Source organism: Bacillus sp. FSL R9-9834, assembly GCF_038006905.1.
In the GTDB taxonomy this organism is placed as follows: domain Bacteria; phylum Bacillota; class Bacilli; order Bacillales; family Bacillaceae_G; genus Bacillus_A; species Bacillus_A pacificus.
In genome coordinates, this window is sequence record NZ_JBBOWD010000001.1 from 4,894,560 (window position 1) to 4,912,594 (window position 18,035).

22 protein-coding genes and 1 tRNA gene are annotated in these 18,035 nt (G+C 37.9%); 9 read left to right on the forward strand and 14 right to left on the reverse strand.

Annotation, left to right across the window (positions count from 1 at the left end; translation table 11 throughout):
- Nucleotides 1-8: 8 nt before the first annotated feature.
- The 4 genes from cggR to MKY00_RS25790 all read right to left on the reverse strand — a co-directional run bounded on the left by cggR (nt 9) and on the right by MKY00_RS25790 (nt 3,070).
- The gene (gene cggR, locus MKY00_RS25775) at nt 9-1,037 is read right to left on the reverse strand and encodes a gapA transcriptional regulator CggR (RefSeq protein WP_001258187.1); all 1,029 of its coding nucleotides are present in this window, start codon (nt 1,035-1,037) and stop codon (nt 9-11) included.
- Nucleotides 1,038-1,172: 135 nt separating this feature from the next.
- Nucleotides 1,173-1,418 carry a glutaredoxin family protein gene (locus MKY00_RS25780; protein WP_000869738.1) on the reverse strand — a complete coding sequence of 82 codons (246 nt, stop codon included), beginning with the start codon at nt 1,416-1,418 and terminating at the stop codon, nt 1,173-1,175.
- Nucleotides 1,419-1,427: 9 nt separating this feature from the next.
- The gene (gene rpoN, locus MKY00_RS25785) at nt 1,428-2,735 is read right to left on the reverse strand and encodes an RNA polymerase factor sigma-54 (RefSeq protein WP_000647971.1); all 1,308 of its coding nucleotides are present in this window, start codon (nt 2,733-2,735) and stop codon (nt 1,428-1,430) included.
- Nucleotides 2,736-2,994: 259 nt separating this feature from the next.
- Nucleotides 2,995-3,070, reverse strand: a tRNA-Arg gene (locus MKY00_RS25790).
- Nucleotides 3,071-3,602: 532 nt separating this feature from the next.
- On the opposite strand from MKY00_RS25790, the gene MKY00_RS25795 reads away from it, so the two are divergent.
- The gene (locus tag MKY00_RS25795; RefSeq protein WP_016718896.1) at nt 3,603-3,806 is read left to right on the forward strand and encodes a hypothetical protein; all 204 of its coding nucleotides are present in this window, start codon (nt 3,603-3,605) and stop codon (nt 3,804-3,806) included.
- Between the two features lie 117 nt (nt 3,807-3,923).
- Here the strand turns inward: MKY00_RS25795 and MKY00_RS25800 are convergent, their stop codons facing one another.
- Complete coding sequence (locus tag MKY00_RS25800) at nt 3,924-4,778, reverse strand: cell division protein ZapC (protein ID WP_016718897.1); 855 nt, start codon at nt 4,776-4,778, stop codon at nt 3,924-3,926.
- A 238-nt stretch (nt 4,779-5,016) separates the two neighbouring features.
- Between MKY00_RS25800 and MKY00_RS25805 the strand changes: the two genes are divergently transcribed.
- From MKY00_RS25805 to clpP, 8 genes are all read left to right on the forward strand, one after another.
- Nucleotides 5,017-5,223, forward strand: a complete 207-nt coding sequence (locus MKY00_RS25805; protein WP_000216166.1) for a DUF1657 domain-containing protein — start codon at nt 5,017-5,019, stop codon at nt 5,221-5,223.
- Nucleotides 5,224-5,316: 93 nt separating this feature from the next.
- Nucleotides 5,317-5,805, forward strand: coding sequence for a YhcN/YlaJ family sporulation lipoprotein (locus MKY00_RS25810; RefSeq protein ID WP_001226063.1), 489 nt, complete (start codon nt 5,317-5,319; stop codon nt 5,803-5,805).
- 29 nt (nt 5,806-5,834) lie between these two features.
- A complete protein-coding gene (spoVAC, locus tag MKY00_RS25815) occupies nt 5,835-6,311 on the forward strand; it encodes a stage V sporulation protein AC (RefSeq protein ID WP_000095406.1) in 477 nt (158 codons plus the stop codon).
- Complete coding sequence (gene spoVAD, locus MKY00_RS25820) at nt 6,312-7,328, forward strand: stage V sporulation protein AD (protein WP_000938952.1); 1,017 nt, start codon at nt 6,312-6,314, stop codon at nt 7,326-7,328. It abuts the gene before it with no gap.
- Nucleotides 7,325-7,675 (forward strand): stage V sporulation protein AE, encoded by a 351-nt coding sequence (gene spoVAE, locus MKY00_RS25825; RefSeq protein WP_000575919.1) that lies wholly within the window; start codon nt 7,325-7,327, stop codon nt 7,673-7,675. The genes spoVAD and spoVAE overlap by 4 nt, the downstream gene beginning before the upstream one ends.
- Before the next feature lie 9 nt (nt 7,676-7,684).
- A complete protein-coding gene (locus tag MKY00_RS25830) occupies nt 7,685-7,891 on the forward strand; it encodes a DUF1657 domain-containing protein (RefSeq protein ID WP_000215900.1) in 207 nt (68 codons plus the stop codon).
- Between the two features lie 20 nt (nt 7,892-7,911).
- The gene (locus MKY00_RS25835) at nt 7,912-8,781 is read left to right on the forward strand and encodes a DUF421 domain-containing protein (protein ID WP_000018910.1); all 870 of its coding nucleotides are present in this window, start codon (nt 7,912-7,914) and stop codon (nt 8,779-8,781) included.
- A 241-nt stretch (nt 8,782-9,022) separates the two neighbouring features.
- On the forward strand, nt 9,023-9,604 hold the full coding sequence (clpP, locus tag MKY00_RS25840) for an ATP-dependent Clp endopeptidase proteolytic subunit ClpP (RefSeq protein WP_001049162.1): 582 nt from the start codon (nt 9,023-9,025) through the stop codon (nt 9,602-9,604).
- 392 nt (nt 9,605-9,996) lie between these two features.
- Here clpP and MKY00_RS25845 read toward each other — a convergent pair whose 3' ends face one another.
- The 9 genes from MKY00_RS25845 to MKY00_RS25885 all read right to left on the reverse strand — a co-directional run bounded on the left by MKY00_RS25845 (nt 9,997) and on the right by MKY00_RS25885 (nt 18,032).
- Nucleotides 9,997-10,245, reverse strand: a complete 249-nt coding sequence (locus MKY00_RS25845) for an HPr family phosphocarrier protein (RefSeq protein WP_000250307.1) — start codon at nt 10,243-10,245, stop codon at nt 9,997-9,999.
- A 23-nt stretch (nt 10,246-10,268) separates the two neighbouring features.
- Entirely contained in the window at nt 10,269-11,219 is a 951-nt protein-coding gene (gene whiA, locus MKY00_RS25850; RefSeq protein WP_000006561.1) for a DNA-binding protein WhiA, read from the reverse strand.
- A gap of 89 nt (nt 11,220-11,308) precedes the next feature.
- Nucleotides 11,309-12,262: a gluconeogenesis factor YvcK family protein gene (locus tag MKY00_RS25855; RefSeq protein ID WP_000712175.1), complete on the reverse strand. Its 954-nt coding sequence runs from the start codon at nt 12,260-12,262 to the stop codon at nt 11,309-11,311.
- Nucleotides 12,263-12,265: 3 nt separating this feature from the next.
- Nucleotides 12,266-13,147, reverse strand: a complete 882-nt coding sequence (rapZ, locus tag MKY00_RS25860; protein ID WP_000138457.1) for an RNase adapter RapZ — start codon at nt 13,145-13,147, stop codon at nt 12,266-12,268.
- Nucleotides 13,148-13,167: 20 nt separating this feature from the next.
- Nucleotides 13,168-13,626: an NUDIX hydrolase gene (locus MKY00_RS25865; protein ID WP_001190080.1), complete on the reverse strand. Its 459-nt coding sequence runs from the start codon at nt 13,624-13,626 to the stop codon at nt 13,168-13,170.
- Between the two features lie 228 nt (nt 13,627-13,854).
- Nucleotides 13,855-14,661 (reverse strand): DUF368 domain-containing protein, encoded by an 807-nt coding sequence (locus MKY00_RS25870; protein ID WP_016718901.1) that lies wholly within the window; start codon nt 14,659-14,661, stop codon nt 13,855-13,857.
- Nucleotides 14,662-14,827: 166 nt separating this feature from the next.
- A complete protein-coding gene (gene trxB, locus MKY00_RS25875) occupies nt 14,828-15,784 on the reverse strand; it encodes a thioredoxin-disulfide reductase (RefSeq protein ID WP_001288072.1) in 957 nt (318 codons plus the stop codon).
- An 84-nt stretch (nt 15,785-15,868) separates the two neighbouring features.
- Nucleotides 15,869-17,380 carry a tetratricopeptide repeat protein gene (locus tag MKY00_RS25880; RefSeq protein WP_016718902.1) on the reverse strand — a complete coding sequence of 504 codons (1,512 nt, stop codon included), beginning with the start codon at nt 17,378-17,380 and terminating at the stop codon, nt 15,869-15,871.
- A gap of 145 nt (nt 17,381-17,525) precedes the next feature.
- The gene (locus MKY00_RS25885) at nt 17,526-18,032 is read right to left on the reverse strand and encodes an acyltransferase (RefSeq protein WP_016718903.1); all 507 of its coding nucleotides are present in this window, start codon (nt 18,030-18,032) and stop codon (nt 17,526-17,528) included.
- Nucleotides 18,033-18,035 lie beyond the last annotated feature (3 nt).

The following is an 18,035-nucleotide window of genomic DNA, read 5'->3' on the forward strand; positions in this document are numbered from 1 at the left end:
GGATTATATTAAAGGGTAATACCCTTTGTTAACTGTTTTGCTGCACCTTCATCTGTAATTAGAATTGAAGTGTGCCCTTGTTTAATTACAGCCTGTATTGCCTTTGCCTTTGAAGAACCTCCAGCGACTGCAACAACGTGAGATACATTTTGTAAATCCTCAAGTTGCATCCCAACTGTTCTTACTTTATGAACAACATTTCCTTGTTCATTAAAGTAGTAACCGAAAGCTTCGCCAACTGCTTCGCTTGCTTGAATCTTTAACCAATCTGCTTCCGAAGTATTTCTGCGACGTGCCATTGTTAACGCATCACCTATTCCATGAATGACGATATTGGAAGATCGAATCAACTCAAGAACTTCTTTCACGGAAGGCTCTGTCACAATAGACGCATATGCTTCGCTGCTAACATGGTCTGGAACATACAATAAGCGATAATTACTCATCGTATTTTGTGCCATCTTGGCACAAATGGTATTGGCTTCTAACTCGACGCCTTCTCCAATTCCACCACGTGCTGGGACAAATAGCATATGTAAATCTTTGCAATCAAGCTGCATCATGTCCGCAACAGCAGCTAGCGTAGTTCCTCCAGCCACAGCAACGATATTATTCGCTGTCAGACGGTCTTTTATACAAGTCACACAAGCACGGCCCATCTCCAGTTTGACCCAAGGCGATTCATCACTATCACCAGGGACAACGAAAACTTCATCCAAGTCTAATGTTTCCTTAAGTTGCTTTTCTAAAACCTTTAACCCGGAAATTTCTTTCATAAAGTCTTCCAAAGCAAGAACTAAAGCTGTTCCTTCTTCTGTCAAAGTCATTCCAGAAGAAGCGACGTGAACTAAGTTTTGTTCTTTCAAAACTTGAACTTCACTTCGCAATACTCGTTCTGTCATACCGAGACTTGCTGATAAATTTCTTCTTCCAATCGGCTGCATAAGCCTAATGTATTGAAGAATTTGCATTCTCGTTTGCATAACAGGTAGCAGATCAGGTAATAATTTTTTTGTGTTCTGAATCCATGAGCGCATATCTTTTCTCCTCACTACATCGGTTCATTTTCCCTTGTGGTCACTTTACGTCCCGTAGTGACATTTTGTGTCCCACATAGGTTAAAAAAATAATCCCTGCTACGTGTATTATTGTAACAGGAGATAGAAACTTATTCAACTCTTAACTGCATTCTTTATATAGTTTATTATGACACCTTTGTGAATGTTACCATATTCTACTTGTTTTCCGTCTATTTCTACAACCGGAATCATTAGGTGATATTTTTCTAAAAGGTCATTATCTTCATATATATCTATTTCCTCAATTTGAAAAGAATATTCACATTGTACTTCCTGTAAAACTTGCTTCGCCTTCACGCAAAGGCCACAATCATTTTTTGTATACAGTACAACTTTCATCTTCTTCACCTATCCGATCGTTTTTCGTAATGACGACGCTGGGATGTGCATTTGCTCCCTATACTTCGCCACTGTTCTTCGAGAAATAACGATTTCATGCTCTTCTTCTAATAATTTTGAAATCTTTTGGTCTGAAAGTGGCTTTTTCTTATTCTCCGCCTCAACAAGCGTTTGAATAAATTGTTTTACACGCTTTGTAGAAACTGCTTCATCTTCAGTAGTCGAAACGGCATTACTAAAGAACGATTTCATCTCAAATAAACCGTGTGGTGTTTGCACATATTTATTTCGCGTTGCACGACTAATTGTCGATTCATGGACGCTTAGCTCTTCTGCTACTTCTTTTAAAGCAAGTGGCTTTAAATACTCCGGACCTTTCCAGAAGAAATCACGTTGTTTTTCCATAATAATGGTCATCACTTGCAAAAGCGTTTGTTTTCTTTGTTTCAAACTACGCATAATCCACTGTACATGCTGATACTTTTCTGAAACGTAAGATGCTACTTCACTTTCACTATTATTAAGAAGCGCACTATATTCAGAATGAATTTCAATTCTCGGCATATTTCTCTCATTCATTTGTAAAACGAGACGATCACCGTCTTTTTTCACCGCCATATCAGGCACAATATAAAGTGGTTTATCAGAAGAAAACGCAAGACCTGGTTTCGGCTGTAATGACGTTATACAATTTACAGCACTCTGTAATTCCTCATTACTACACTTCAACACTTGAACGAGCTTTCGCCAATCTTTCTTCACGAAATAAGCGAAATGGTCTTCTACAACCTCTTCTGCTAATCCATTCCGTCTTTGTAAGCGCTTCAATTGTAAAGTTAGACATTCCTGAATATTACGCGCCCCTACCCCTGCTGGCTCAAGTGATTGGACAAGCTCTACAGAGCGGTCAACTACATGTAGCGGTGCGGAAAGAAGATTTGCTAACTCCTCGTTCGTTTCTTGTAAATACCCATTTCCATCCATGTTCATAATAATGAAAGAAGCTACTTTTCGCTCTTCTTCCTCTATTTTATAATACTGTATTTGATTTAATAAATGTTGCTGAATCGTTGTAGAATCCACACTGTAGATTTCCATCTGATTCTCGACTTGTTTGCTGGTACTTTTACTGTTGTTAGAGCTCTTTTTCTTCTCCCTCTCAAAACCACCTAACTCAATAAGGGGATTCTCTAACGATTGCTCATACAAAAACTCCGATAATTCTTGTACATTATACTGGAGCATTGTAATCGCTTGCCTTAACTCTTGTGTCATTGCCAAACGTAAGCTTTGTTCTTGTAAAAGACTTGCCTTCAAACTAATCTCCCCCTTGTTTCTATTGTACAATAAGTTTGGTAAAAGGAGAATGCTATCACAGACACCCATTCCAAAATATTATTAATTTATATGTATTAATGAGATTTACAACTTAAAACCGAAATTTGAATAATATTGAAAGAAAATAATAACGGAATTTAATTATAACCAAGTACTAATAGTAAATCTTATTATCAGATATAACAAGAGGGAAATAAAAAAAGTCCTAACCTACAAAACGTAAGTTAGGACTTTTTGACGCGCCCAGAGGGATTCGAACCCCCGGCAGACGTGGTACCGGAAACCACCGCTCTATCCGACTGAGCTATGGGCGCATGATAAAATTTTATAAACCGTTTATTATCAAGGTTTTAAGCCTTCTTCTATTCCGCTTTTCCACATTTAATTTCTTGCGAAAAACCTCTAATAGAAGTGAAATATAACAAGTAAATACCTGCTTATTTTCTTCTCATAATAATAGCAATAAAACCCAGCCAAATCAATAAAAATATCTGATACACATTATATAGAAGGAATCACGCTCCACACAAATAAAAAACTCTCTTAACTATTTATCTCACTATTCGCCGAGCAGTAAGACCCATCTCAAAATTCAGCTAAAGCAAAGAACTAAGGTGGGAAGATGAAGAAAACTCCCACTGAATAAAGTTTCACTTTATTCCTCTGAAGTAGAAAAGAACATCCCTGTAAAACTAAGTCAAGTGCTTGTAGGAACAACACCAACATTTTGAAAGTGTCCATTAAAAACTTAGCAAAAAAAAAAGGAGTCCCACGTTTTTTTTTATATAGAAGTATACATCCAAAAAATAAGACGGGTGAATAGAATACGTTAAGCGAGGTACATACATGGACATTTTTAAATTTACAAAGAATAACAAAACGACGGTAACAAAGGTAGATGGATCCAAAGAAGAAACGGACAAAAGTTATTCAATTGAAGGTAGCGGTACTGTAAAATGTGTTGTTGCGACAGTAATCGGTATCATTCTGTGGCACAACACAGACTACGTTTCAGAGTTAATTCCGATCCTAAGTAAACTATTGAAGTAACATCAAAACTCGTCAGAGGATGTACAGATTGCCATGCACGTCCTCTGACGAGTTTTTCAATTTAGAATCCACATAAATTCAACCATTAAAAAAGGAGCGAACCCGCTCCTCCTTTCGCTACTTAATTAACTTTCCTTTATACATTTTCCAATAAGAGTACAGCTCTTTCTCTGGCATATATGCCCCGCGGCTCTCCACAGAACCAGACACTGTAATCTTATCCCCTGGTTTAACATTAGCTAACTCTTTTTTATTATCAAAACTCGCAATAAACGTATGTGCTTGTTCCTCACCAGTAAACTCGCCCCACTGTTTAACGATTGGTTTCGTATTCACTACAACTTTAGAACCAAATACATCCGCTACATAACCGCTCCATGTAAACACTTTTTTATGAATATTTTCATCATAAAACTTACTATTTTCATCTGCGCTTAACGCATAATATTTATTTAAAAATTCCTCGAAAGGCAACGTCGTTAATTCCGCTTCTTGTGCTTTACGTTGGTCTTCTTCTACCTTTTTCTTTTCCGCTTCTTGCGCCTTACGCTGTTCTTCTTCTACTTTTTTCTTCTCAGCTTCTTGTGCTTTTAAGCGCTCAGCCTCTTCTTTATCTTTCTTCTTTTTCTCTTCTTCCGCTTCCTTCTGCGCTTTTTCTTCAGCTTTCTTTTCTTTTTCAGCTTGTTGCTCAGCCTTTTTCTTCTCTTCTTTTTCAGCTTGTTCTTTCGCTTTTGCTTCTTTCTCTTTTTTCGCTTCCTCAGCTTGTTTCGCCGCTTGAGCCTTTGCCTCCGGGCTAGGTTCGTAATTAACAGCTCCGACGATTAACATAAGAAACCCTATTGCCATAGCACCGATAATTTTTTTCTTGTATGGTCTTAATCGTTTCATAAAAAATGACAAAATAAAAACAACAGACAGGATTGGAAAAACAATAAATCCTACTATCGTCATTAACAAAAATAAAGTATTCATGTACAACCTCCGTATTAAAATTCCATAAGTGCCCATTATAAACGGATATACCATGCTAAATAAAGAAATTTATATTGGTATTAAATTCCTTACCTTCTATCCTTCCTATGAAATTACCTTCATTCTATACACTCGTCCCTCTTCCCAGAAGCTCCACCCCTAAATTTTCCAATCATAAATTCACTCCAACTCACAAATTATAATCTTTGAATTGATATTCCAAAGGGGGCTTCATTCAATGACTGTAATTACGAAATTAAAGCAAACTGTTTCTGGATTAAAAAGTGCACAAGCTAGCTTAGAGGGATTCGCTCTTGATACGGATAACCAACAAGCTAAGCAACTTTTCCAAACAGCTGCGCAGCAAACACAAACAATTATCGATTCTTTAAACCCACGTGTTGAAGAAGTCCAACAAGAAGAACCACAATACTCACAGCAATAACGAATCAGTCTTGCTGTGAAATAGAAAAAGGGTGATATGCAGTCATCCTTTTTCTATCACATTACATATTGCAATAGAAATGGAATGATGATTATGCGAAAGATCGGACTCATTACCGCGTTATTTATACTTCTATTTAGTTCTTTTACCGGTTGTGATCACAGCCCATTAGATAAAAAGGTAAAAAAAGAAGAAGCAAAACGAACAGAGAAAGAGAAAGGTCCCAAATTAACAAAGACGAGTACGGAATCCTTTAATCAATCTATATCACAGGGAGCGAAGAAAAGAGCTCTCGCTATGGATGAAATTATAAAGAGCGCAGCTGTGAATTCAAATTTAGATCTCTACATAGCAGTTAAGCCTGAGCATCATGAACGATTTGGGTTAAAACCTTTACGCAAGAAACTTCAAAAGCAACTAAGTGACGAATATCCCACTTTCGATGTTCGTGTTAGCACCGATAAAAAAATCTTTATGTTACTCGAAAAGCTCGAAAACAGAATCAAGAAAAAAGAAATATCTAAAGATGAAATCAAAAAACAGTTAAAACTTATCGGATCAGAAATGGAATCTAACACTTAACGCTTTCAAATAGAAAAGGAAGGATTTAAATGTCTAGTAAAGATAAAAACTTAACCCCTGTACAACAGGAATATAAAAAATTCGAGCAAGAACGCGAACCGAAGCGTCCTGTCTTAAAAAACTGTATAAAAGCCTTTTTCGTTGGTGGTTTCATTTGCCTAATTGGGCAACTCATTTCTACTTTTTATATTACGTATTTCGATTTCACTGAACGCTCAGCAGGGAATCCAACAGTCGCAACTCTTATTTTCATCTCAATGTTACTAACTGGGTTCGGCGTATATGATCGTCTCGGTCAATTTGCAGGTGCTGGGACAGCTGTACCTGTCACTGGATTTGGTAACTCTGTTATCGCAGCATGCATCGAACACCGAACGGAAGGATTTGTCCTTGGTGTTGGAGCTAACATGTTTAAATTAGCCGGCTCCGTTATTTTATTTGGTGTATTTTCAGCTTTCGTCATCGCACTTATTAAAACGATTCTCGTTCAATGGGGAGGGCTATAAATGTTACAAGGACACCGAACGTGGGTATTTGAAAACAAACCAGTTATCATTTCAACTGGAGTCGTTGGCGGACCGTTTGAAGCAAAAGGGAAAATCCCAGAAGACTTCGATATCCTTCATGAAGATTTATGGCTCGGACAAGATTCCTATGAAAAAGCACATAAAATTTTATTCGAAGAAGCTTGTAGCCGCGCCACTGAAAAAGCAGAACTTCGTAAAGATGATATCCAATTTGTACTCGCAGGAGATTTAATTAATCAAATTACCCCTACAAGCTTTGCTTGCCGTACACTGGGCACTCCTTATCTCGGATTATTCGGCGCTTGTTCTACTTCTATGGAAGGTTTAGCACTTGGGGCGAGTATCGTAAATGCAAAAGGCGCAAAATATTTATTAACCGGGGCATCAAGCCATAACACCGCTGTAGAAAAACAGTTCCGCTACCCTACCGAATATGGTGGACAAAAGCCACCTACCGCACAGTGGACAGTAACTGGAGCAGGAGCCGCTATTTTAAGCGATACTGGACATGGCCCTAGGGTAACATCCGCAACAATCGGAAAAGTGGTTGATATGGGATTAACAGATCCGTTTAATATGGGAGGCGCAATGGCTCCAGCCGCCGTCGATACAATTGAAGCTCACTTACGCGAACGTCAAATTGACGCCTCTTACTACGATTTAATCGTAACCGGTGACCTCGGGCATGTAGGACGTGAAATTGCTTATGACTTACTACATAAACACGGAACGAAAGTAACGAGCGAACAGTTTCAAGATTGCGGGCTACTCATTTATAGAGAAGGGCAACCTGTCATAGCTGGGGCTAGCGGACCAGGATGTTCCGCAACAGTCGTGTACGGTCATTTATTAAACCGAATGAAAAGAGGAGAGTTCAAAAAAATACTTGTCGTTGCGACAGGCGCTTTACTATCTCCACTTACATTCCAACAAGAAGAAACGATTCCGTGCATCGCTCACGCCGTTTCAATTGAATTCGGAGGTGCAACGCAATGATTTTTTTCTGGGCTTTCGTCATTGGCGGACTCATATGTGTAATCGGCCAACTTATGTTTGATGTCGGCAAGCTAACACCCGCTCATACAATGGCAACACTCGTTGTTGCTGGAGCTATATTAGATGGATTCAATTTGTATGAACCATTAATTGACTTCGCTGGAGCTGGGGCAACCGTACCTATTACAAGCTTTGGTAATGCCCTCGTTCACGGCGCAATGGAAGAAGCCGCAAAACATGGCATCGTTGGCGTTATTACCGGCATGTTTAAAGTAACAAGCGCCGGTGTATCCGCAGCTATCATTTTCGGCTTCATCGGAGCATTGCTATTCAAACCGAAAGGATAAGGTGTTCGTATGACAGTTATCGCTAGCGTCAAAACCTGCCTTGCTAGTGTAAGGGGCGCTCAAGCAAGTTTAAGCTCCCTTTCACTACATTCACAGGACGCAGAATCAAAACGTGTATTTCATGAATGTATGTTAGAAATGGACAGCATCATCGCTGATTTACAAAATAGAGTTTCAGTATTAGAACGTGAAGAACCTCAATATAAAGGGTTTTAAGTAGACTGGAGGAAATGACTATGTCTCACCTGCCGGAATGGACACTTGTCATTCTTCGCTCTGTATTCATATTAATTATTTTATTCGCTATTACGAAATGGTTAGGGAAAAGACAAATCTCTCAGCTCTCCTTTTTTGAATACATAGCCGGAATGACAATCGGTGACATCGCTGCCCAAGTATCTACAGGGCTCGATTCAAAATTTTTTCACGGCGTCTTTGCGATACTCATTTTCGCTGTGGTACCTTTTTTAACAGGAATCCTTTCTTTAAAAAACAAAACAGCTCGGGACTTCTTTGAAGGGAAATCTACTGTATTAATAAAAGATGGAAAGATACTCGAAGATAATTTAAAGAAAGAAAAATATACAAGTGACGAATTACTGGAACTTCTCCGTGGAAAAGATGCTTTCAGCGTAGCTGATGTTGAATTTGCTGTATTAGAACCGAGCGGAGAATTAAATGTATTATTAAAGAAAGATCGCCAACCACTCACAGCAAAAGACATCGGTTTAAAAGTGCCGAACGAAAAAGAACCACAAACTGTTATTATGGATGGCAATGTCTTAGATGAACCGCTATCCGCAAGTGGACATAACCGCGCTTGGCTACATGCTGAACTAGAAAAGCTCGGTGTTGTTATCGAAAATGTCTTTCTCGGTCAAGTTGATTCATACGGACAACTGACTATCGACATTTATAATGACAAACTACAAATGCCTTCTCCTCAAAACAAACCTTTATTATTAGCATCATTAAAAAAATGTCATGCTGATCTCGAACTATTTTCCCTAGAAACAAAGTCGAAATCAGCGAGCGAAATGTATAGTAAAAACGCGAAACAAATCGAAAAGATTTTAAATAAAGTAACCTATCTTTTAAAAGAATAGATATCGCAAGAACGCTTCAGTCAAAAGGCGTTCTTTTCTTTTTTTCTACAGTTTTTATAACGTTTAAATTTATGTAATTCGGTTATGATGTTGAAGATACATAAGCAGGGAATTTCAAAAACATAGCGAATATTTCATGGTACAACTACATATTTTTTTGATTTAAAGTGGTTTCGTTTGACCTTTATTGACCATAATTGTATTATAAGACTAAGAAAGCTTTATAAGGAGGAAATAACAGATGAATTTAATTCCTACAGTAATTGAACAAACAAATCGTGGAGAACGCGCTTACGATATTTACTCTCGACTATTAAAAGACCGCATCATTATGCTTGGTAGCGCAATTGATGACAACGTAGCTAACTCAATCGTTTCCCAGCTTTTATTCTTGGAATCTCAAGATCCAGAAAAAGATATTCACATCTACATCAACAGCCCTGGTGGTTCTATCACAGCAGGTATGGCAATTTACGATACAATGCAGTTTATTAAACCGCAAGTATCAACAATCTGTATCGGTATGGCTGCATCTATGGGTGCATTCTTACTTGCAGCAGGTGAAAAAGGAAAACGTTATGCACTTCCAAACAGTGAAGTAATGATTCACCAACCACTTGGTGGAGCACAAGGTCAAGCGACTGAAATCGAAATCGCTGCTAAACGTATCCTATTCTTACGTGAAAAACTAAACCAAATTCTTGCTGACCGCACAGGTCAACCACTTGAAGTACTACAACGCGACACAGACCGCGACAACTTCATGACAGCAGAAAAAGCTTTAGAATACGGTTTAATCGATAAGATCTTTACAAATCGTTAATAACTAAAAGCGGAAGCGGCTCGTTCAGAATCGCAGGGTGTTGGAGCTTTTACATCCGAGGCGCTTTTTGCCTCGAATGTAAAAGCGAAACAACCGGAGATTCTAGCCGCTGGAGCTGGATAGATTAAAAGCGGAAGCGCCCTATAACAGGGCGCTTTTTTTATATGCTGTTCTCCGCCCACATACCCCACCTAGTATCAACCGAAATATATCGGCGATTTTTCAAATATATCGACCGTAACTCCAATTATATCGGCGATTATTTTAATATATCGACGTTTCGACACAACTTATCGACTTACCGACAATTCTCGACAAGAACGCACACCCCACATACCCCCACCAACAAGCCCCAAACAACAAAAAAGCTATCGCACATACGCGATAGCTTCTTATTGTACATATGCAGCTAATGCTTCTAAAGCTTCTTCTGCATCTGAACCTTCTGTTGTAATTGTTATCATGCTACCAGTTCCAATTGCTAAGCTCATAATCCCCATTATGCTCTTTGCATTTACTGTCTTCCCATCTTTTTCGATGAAAATATCTGCATGAAAGCGATTGGCCTCTTGTACAAACAACGCAGCCGGACGTGCTTGTAAACCGTTTTTTAATGAAACCTGAACTCTTTTTTGAACCACAGCTCCATTTCCCCTTTAACCTCTTATTTTTTTGCTACCGTTTCCCCCGCGCGTAATTTCTCTGCAATATCATCGATTTTACGCAAACGATGATTAATACCCGATTTACTAATTTTCCCCCCGGATACCATCTCACCTAACTCTTTCAATGTTACATCTTGATAATCTCTTCGTAATTGCGCAATTTCTCGTAGTTTATCCGGCAATATATCAAGACCAACCGTCTCATCAATATAACGGATATTTTCAATCTGCCTTAGCGCTGCACCAATTGTTTTATTTAAATTAGCTGTTTCGCAGTTCACTAAGCGATTTACAGAATTACGCATATCACGTACGATTCGAATGTCTTCAAATCTTAAAAGTGCATTATGAGCACCTATAATATTTAAAAACTCTGTAATCTTTTCGGCTTCTTTCAAATACGTAATGTACCCTTTTCTTCTTTCCAACGTCTTACTATTTAAATCAAATCCGTTCATCAGTTCACATATAGCATCATTATGTTCCTTATATAACGAAAAGATCTCTAAATGATAAGATGATGTTTCTGGGTTATTTACTGAACCACCTGCTAAAAATGCACCGCGTAAATACGATCGTTTACAACATTTCTTCTCAATTAATTCTTGTGATATATTTCGAATAAATGAAAAGTCATCTCGAACGATATGAAGATCAGCTAATATTTCGCGCGACTTCTCAACAAGCCTTACGATATATACATTGTTTTTCTTCAACCGCATTTTTTTACGAACAAGTAATTCTACCGTCACGTCATATCCTTTTTTCAAAAGCGTATAAATTCTTCTTGCAATTGCCGCATTTTCCGTTTGAATATCGATTGATAGACGACGATTTGAAAAAGAAAGCGATCCGTTCATGCGAAGTAACGCTGATAATTCTGCTTTCTCACAGCATTCCTTCATCTCCAGATTCGTCAATTCTTTCTTTGTTTCTGATGCAAATGACACAGTCAACACCTCCTTATACGATTATTGTGGAACAAAAATCTTGTCCTATATGAAATGAGGAGCGTTACCTCAAACGAGGCAACGCACATCTACAACAGTGAATATAAAATAGAAGCTAATTTTAATGTATCGTGTCTTACAACACGGTCATCATACTTCGCTAATTGATCTTGAATCACATTAATATTATTTTCAGTAAAACGCTCTTCATCTACTACAACTGGCGCCGACATTTCTTCCTCATATAACTGACGTAATTCACAAGGAATATCACGGTTATTTACAATTGCAGTATCGATAAATGGTTCACCTAAATGATCATGTAACGCCTGCACATGGTCAAACGCAGTATATCCCATCGTTTCACCAGCTTGCGTCATAACATTACACACATATACCTTCTTCGCTTTTGCAGCAAGAACAGCGTCCCCAATTTTGTTAACAACTAAATTCGGTAATATACTCGTATACAAACTTCCTGGACCGAAAACAAGTAAATCAGCTCGTTTAATTTCAGTCAACGTTTCATGTAACGGTTCTACATCTTCTGGAGTTAAAAAGACACGGTTAATCTTCTTTCCGAAATAAGGAATCTTTGACTCACCTGTTACAATTTCTCCATCTTCTAGTTCCGCATGCAGTACTGCACTTTGATTCGCTGCTGGTAATACACGTCCTCTAACATTTAAAACTTTACTCGTTTCTGTAATAGCGTGGAAGAAGTCTCCTGTAATCGAGGTCATACCTGCCAATAATAAATTTCCTAACGCATGACCTTTCAGCCCATCTCCCGTTGTAAAACGATGCTGAAATAAAGCTTCCACCAGTGGTTCTACATCTGATAACGCAACAAGTACGTTACGAATGTCACCTGGGGGTGGAATTTCTAGCTCATCACGTAATCTACCTGAACTGCCACCATCATCAGCGATTGTAACAACTGCTGTAATATCAACCGGATATTGTTTTAATCCTCGTAATAAAACAGAAAGTCCCGTTCCGCCTCCCATGATAACAATTTTAGGCTTTCTCTCTTTTTTCATCCCTTAATGACCCTTTCTCTTCTCCACATCACGATGAGATACATGAACGCTATACTCTGGTTTCAGATGTTTCCCAAGGTATTCTGTAAGCGTAACAGAACGATGCTGTCCACCTGTACATCCAATTGCAATTACAAGTTGACTCTTGCCTTCTCTTTTATAATGAGGCAGCATGAAAGTGATAAGATCAGTCAATTTCTCTAAAAACTTATGCGTCTCATTAAATTTCAGCACATACGATGAAACTTCTTCATCTAGTCCTGTTAATGGCTTCATATGTGGAATGTAATATGGATTTGGTAAAAAACGAACATCAAATACTAAATCTGCATCAATTGGAATACCGTACTTAAATCCAAATGACATAACATTTACACGAAATGCTTGCTCAGTTTCAGTTGAAAATAGGTGAACAATTTTTTCACGTAATTCTTTCGGTTTTAAATCCGATGTATCAAGCACAATATTCGCGCGTGCCTTCATATCTGTTAATAAATTACGCTCTGCTTCGATTCCCTTTAACGGCAGACCAGTTGGTGCAAGTGGATGCGAGCGTCTCGTTTCTTTATAACGAGTTACAAGCGTACTATCTTTCGCATCTAAGAATAAAATATGAGGAATAATCCATGTACGTTCTGATAAATCATCAAGCGCTTCCCATAAATGTTCGAAAAACTCTCGGCCACGTAAATCAATACCAAGTGCTACTTTATTCATTTTTCCTTTTGAATCCGCCATAAGCTCAATAAACTTCGGCAATAACATCGGTGGTAAATTATCCACACAGAAATATCCTAAATCTTCAAAACTTTGTAAAGCTACTGTCTTTCCAGCTCCAGACATTCCTGTAATAATTACCATTTTTATATCATTATTCTCTGTCATCGTATCCTCTCCTTGACGGTTTAACTCGGATCTAATCGATATGAAAGCAACTCAAAATCTGGGGTATATACAAATGTACCGTAGATTATGCCATTTCCTTTAATTAAATAATCAATAATGTGATAATCTCCTGGTGCCATTGCTAAATCATCAATTTTATCAAATGTATGCCAACCAATGATGCCTTCTTCGCTCTCTAGTTTGTTTTCTCCTGCAAAATCTGTCGCTAAAAAGGAGAACATCATCCATTCAGAAACAACTTTATCACCTTCTTGGATGACAAAGGTGAAGACCCCCTTTAACGCTGGGTTCTTTAAATAAATACCTGTTTCTTCACGATACTCGCGAACAACAGAATCTCTTACAGTCTCACCACGCTCCATTTTCCCGCCTGGTGCAACCCACCAATTCCGGCGAGGTTTTTGGAGTAAGAGTACTTCATTATCTCTAATTAACACACAGTTTGTCACTCTTTGCATGTTTCTTCACCTCAGCTACTTGCAGCAAATTTCTCACTGCATACTCATTTCATTATACTATCAAAAACAGTTTGCTACAACGAAGGAGCCAGTCCCCCTTTCGCTAAGCACTGCTACTCAACAATTTTAAAAAAGCTTTTTATAACAAGCAATGTAAATGCCTGGACTTTCAGTGAATAGCATGAAAAATCCCCTTAACGACTTTTATCGCCAAGGGGACTCCAGCCCTTACTTCTTACCGAAATAAGTAACAATCGCAAATCCTAAAATAAAGGTAATAATTGAACTTATAACTGAAAATCCTCCAGTTGGAATACCAGGGAAAACAATTACAATCGAACCGATAACTAGTCCAATAATTGCCGCAAATGTCATACTTTTATATCGATCTAATAAGAAACTAATTCCTTTACTACTTACAACGAACCCTACCATAACGCCAGCACCAATAACTGCGATTAAAGGTAAGTTGAGTGTAGTTAAAGCATTAATTGCTGTCGGATACACACCAATAATTAATAAAATAAACGATCCGCTAATTCCAGGAAGTAACATCGCCATACTAGCCATCCATCCTGCGAAAAATAAACCAATTGCATTTAAAATTGTTAACGTCGTAATTGGATCTGCTGTCTTATCTGGTTTAAAGAAAGCTGTAATCGCAACAAGAATTGCTGCAACTATTAATAAAACAATGTGCTTACCTTTAAACGACGACTTTGCATCGGCTTCTCTCATTAACATCGGTAATATACTAATAATTAAACCGAGGAAGAAAAATTGAGTCGGTTCATAATGATTTGCAAGTAAATATTTAATAACGTGACTTAACGTTAAAAACGCTGCTGCCACACCAGCTGCAAGTGGAATTAAAAATCCTAAATGTTTTTTCCATTCACGACTAAAGAATCCGCTAATTGCCGCAAGCAATTGTTCATAAATCCCTAACACAACAGCGATTGTACCGCCGCTCACACCAGGAATTAAATCACTAACGCCCATACAAAATCCACGATATATATTACGCCATTCCATACTGAATAAATTCCTCATTTCTTATAGTGATTTTTTCCGTAAAGTTCAGTATATCAATAAGAAAGCTTATAATCCCAATATTTTTTGACAAAACTTTGACATTTTCACACACAAAAAAGAAGAAAGCTCCTATCGGTAGCTTTCTTCTCAAAAGGTATATTATCCCTTATTTTTCTGATACAGTTTTTAGTTCTTCTAATAATTCTTCTACGTAATGTTGTGCACTTTGTGCTGCAATACTACCATCACCTGTTGCAGTTACAATTTGACGTAGCATTTTTTCACGAACATCACCTGCTGCGAAAATACCAGGAACTTTCGTTTCCATACGCTCGTTTGTTTCAAGGTAACCATTTTCATTTGTAATACCTAGTTCAACAAATGGTTTTGATAGTGGTAACATACCGATGTATACGAATACGCCGTCAGTTTTGACTTCTTTCTCTTCTCCACTGTTTACATCTACAAGTGTTACACTTCCTACTTTACCATTTGCTTCGTTAATTTCTTTTATCGTGTGGTTCCAAATGAAGTCTACTTTTTCATTTTGGAAAGCACGATCTTGTAAAATTTTCTGTGCACGAAGCGTGTCACGGCGGTGAACGATCGTTACTTTTGATGCGAAGCGTGTTAAGAACACACCCTCTTCAACAGCAGAATCTCCGCCGCCAATAACTACAAGTTCTTTACCTTTAAAGAATGCGCCATCACATACCGCACAATATGATACACCGCGGCCGCCAAGTTCTGTTTCACCTGGTACACCAATTTTTTTATACTCTGCACCACTTGCAACGATAATTGCACGTGCTTTATATTCTTTTTTGCCAGCAATAATTGTTTTGTATTCTTTACCATCGATGACTTCTTTCACATCACCGTATGCATATTCAGCACCAAATTTCTTCGCATGCTCGAACATTTTATTTGATAAGTCTGGTCCTAAAATAGACTCATAACCTGGGTAGTTTTCTACATCTTCTGTATTTGCCATTTGTCCGCCTGGAATACCACGCTCAAGCATTAATGTGCTTAAATTCGCACGAGATGTATATACTGCAGCTGTCATACCAGCTGGTCCTGCACCAATAATAATGACATCATAAATTTTTTCTTCCGACACACTATTCACTCCTATCCATTCCTACACAATTAAGTTACCCTCATTATACTGTTCGCATCATTTTTTTCCCAATGATTTGCTTATCTATGTGTGCGTACGCTTAACAGCTTGCACATACTTTCGAACAGTCGCTACAGATACATTATACACATCTCCGAGCTCCGACTGTGTCATCTTATTTCCTTGTTCACTGCGTACAATATATTCAACCGCAGCTGACCAGCCGTATACATTTGTAAAAACTGCCCCAGATGTATATAAACGTATGAACGTACAAAACCAAAATTGTAAACACTCTTCGATTAATTCATCATCTTTTTTCGTATAATTGTATAAAGCATCCGCGATTCGCGCGCACTGTTCAAATTGCTGTAAATCAGCCGGAATACTCTTATGGCTATTCAGTAAAAAGAAATACTTTGCAAGTTGCGATACGATCGGAACACCATTCTTCGCCTGCGTTACATCAAAGAAGAATCCAACCTTCTCTGGCGTTGATAATTCATTCATTAAATATAAAGCTAGCATTTGTTCCTCTAGCGTCGCACTTTGCTGAAATGATTTTCGTAATTCTTCAAATAACACGTTTTGTCCTTCATCCGCTAAATTCAATGCATTCCACGGTTCTTTTCCCTTTTTATCAGGGTGCAATTCTACAACATGTTGCCACATTTTTTCAGCTACTTGCTGATCTTTTACCATATACGCAGAATATGCAAACCAATAATAAAAACTAACGTCTCCTTCGTATCCTTGACGCTTTAATAATTTGAACCATTTATATGCAGGCTCGAAATGACCAATTGTTGCAAGTGTCGTCCCAAGTTTCAAACGATGTTCAAACGAAATCGGATATACCGAAACTAACTGAGCAGCTAACGCCTCTACCTGTTTATGCTCTCCAATTGAATATAGAAAAATAAGTGTATTACAAAGCGCATGTATATTACCAGGATTTTTCTCTAAAATCATTTCCGTTAATTTCAGCGCCTTATCTACATTACCAGATTGAAAATGCGCAATGGCTAAATTATTATGCCCCGACCAAAATTCCGGATAATCTTTCGTAACAATTTCTAATGTAGCAATTGCTTCTTCCAATTGTCCGTTACGAATATAACGATTGGCTTCTTCCTGCATAACAATTAAATCATCTTCATCCTCAATCTCTTCCGCACCCATCGCTTCTTCTTCCATAATTTCAAGTAATTCTAATGTATCTTCAACAAATTCCTTCTCTTCTGCAACTTCTAAATAGCGATCCGCATACTTCTTCGCCTGCTGAAATAGCCCCATATATGCATAATTATTTGCAATAAAATAATAACACTGTTCAAGTTCTGGATTAGATCTAACAAGCTTAAAGAAGGTTTGATTCGACTCTTGATATTCACCAGCCTCAGATAATACTGTTGCTAATTGACATAAAATAAACGGCTCCTTCTCACTTTGTGCCGCTCTTCGAAAATATTTAATTGCATCTTGCAATTTTTGTCCTTTGTAAGCCCTCATCCCTTTTTTATAAAAGAAGTCCGCTAATTGATTAAAAGAGATAACTTGTCCGTTCTCCTTATATATTCTTTGATTTTTCCCCATATATCCTCCAGTTTTTTGTTTTCTTCGTTCACACATTCTTCTATCTATAAGTATAAACGATTCCGTAAAAAACAAAACAGTATATTATACTCAATTATTTCCTTTTTATTCATTAAAAAAGAAGAGAAATGTTACATTTTTAGTATCAACCTTCTCTAGCATCCATTTCTTCTTTCGTATAAATAACACGCATTGGATTTCCACCTACGAAAGCACCACTTGGAACATCCCTATGAACAAGTGTGCCAGCTGAAACAATCGCGCCATCTCCAATTTTCACACCTGGTAATATCGTTGTATTCGCTCCAATCATCACTTCATTTCCTATAATGATCTCTCCAAGTCGATATTCACGAATTAAATATTCATGTGCTAAAAGCGTTGTATTATAGCCTATAATCGAATTTTCTCCCACAGTTATCTTTTCCGGGAACATAATGTCCGGCATTACCATAAGCGCAAACGATGTTTTCTTTCCTACTTTCATCCGCAAAAATGTGCGGTACAACCAATTCTTGACCGATAAAAAAGGTGTATAACGTGCAATTTGGATAACCATAAAGTTTTTCATTACCTTCCAAAAAGACACTGTTTTATACACATTCCATAATGAATTCTCTCCTGAAACAGGATAGCGCGTTGTCCGTCGCACTTC

What these genes read in the sequence shown, in the direction of transcription:
- spoVAD (WP_000938952.1), top strand. Translation starts at nt 6,312, where the DNA reads ATGTTACAAGGACACCGAACGTGGGTATTTGAAAACAAACCAGTTATC.
- MKY00_RS25855 (WP_000712175.1), bottom strand. Translation starts at nt 12,262, where the DNA reads ATGAAAAAAGAGAGAAAGCCTAAAATTGTTATCATGGGAGGCGGAACG.
- MKY00_RS25805 (WP_000216166.1), top strand. Translation starts at nt 5,017, where the DNA reads ATGACTGTAATTACGAAATTAAAGCAAACTGTTTCTGGATTAAAAAGT.
- MKY00_RS25780 (WP_000869738.1), bottom strand. Translation starts at nt 1,418, where the DNA reads ATGAAAGTTGTACTGTATACAAAAAATGATTGTGGCCTTTGCGTGAAG.
- MKY00_RS25865 (WP_001190080.1), bottom strand. Translation starts at nt 13,626, where the DNA reads ATGCAAAGAGTGACAAACTGTGTGTTAATTAGAGATAATGAAGTACTC.
- rapZ (WP_000138457.1), bottom strand. Translation starts at nt 13,147, where the DNA reads ATGACAGAGAATAATGATATAAAAATGGTAATTATTACAGGAATGTCT.
- MKY00_RS25810 (WP_001226063.1), top strand. Translation starts at nt 5,317, where the DNA reads ATGCGAAAGATCGGACTCATTACCGCGTTATTTATACTTCTATTTAGT.
- MKY00_RS25870 (WP_016718901.1), bottom strand. Translation starts at nt 14,661, where the DNA reads ATGGAATGGCGTAATATATATCGTGGATTTTGTATGGGCGTTAGTGAT.
- MKY00_RS25830 (WP_000215900.1), top strand. Translation starts at nt 7,685, where the DNA reads ATGACAGTTATCGCTAGCGTCAAAACCTGCCTTGCTAGTGTAAGGGGC.
- clpP (WP_001049162.1), top strand. Translation starts at nt 9,023, where the DNA reads ATGAATTTAATTCCTACAGTAATTGAACAAACAAATCGTGGAGAACGC.
- MKY00_RS25880 (WP_016718902.1), bottom strand. Translation starts at nt 17,380, where the DNA reads ATGGGGAAAAATCAAAGAATATATAAGGAGAACGGACAAGTTATCTCT.
- spoVAC (WP_000095406.1), top strand. Translation starts at nt 5,835, where the DNA reads ATGTCTAGTAAAGATAAAAACTTAACCCCTGTACAACAGGAATATAAA.
- MKY00_RS25835 (WP_000018910.1), top strand. Translation starts at nt 7,912, where the DNA reads ATGTCTCACCTGCCGGAATGGACACTTGTCATTCTTCGCTCTGTATTC.
- spoVAE (WP_000575919.1), top strand. Translation starts at nt 7,325, where the DNA reads ATGATTTTTTTCTGGGCTTTCGTCATTGGCGGACTCATATGTGTAATC.
- MKY00_RS25795 (WP_016718896.1), top strand. Translation starts at nt 3,603, where the DNA reads ATGGACATTTTTAAATTTACAAAGAATAACAAAACGACGGTAACAAAG.
- cggR (WP_001258187.1), bottom strand. Translation starts at nt 1,037, where the DNA reads ATGCGCTCATGGATTCAGAACACAAAAAAATTATTACCTGATCTGCTA.
- MKY00_RS25800 (WP_016718897.1), bottom strand. Translation starts at nt 4,778, where the DNA reads ATGAATACTTTATTTTTGTTAATGACGATAGTAGGATTTATTGTTTTT.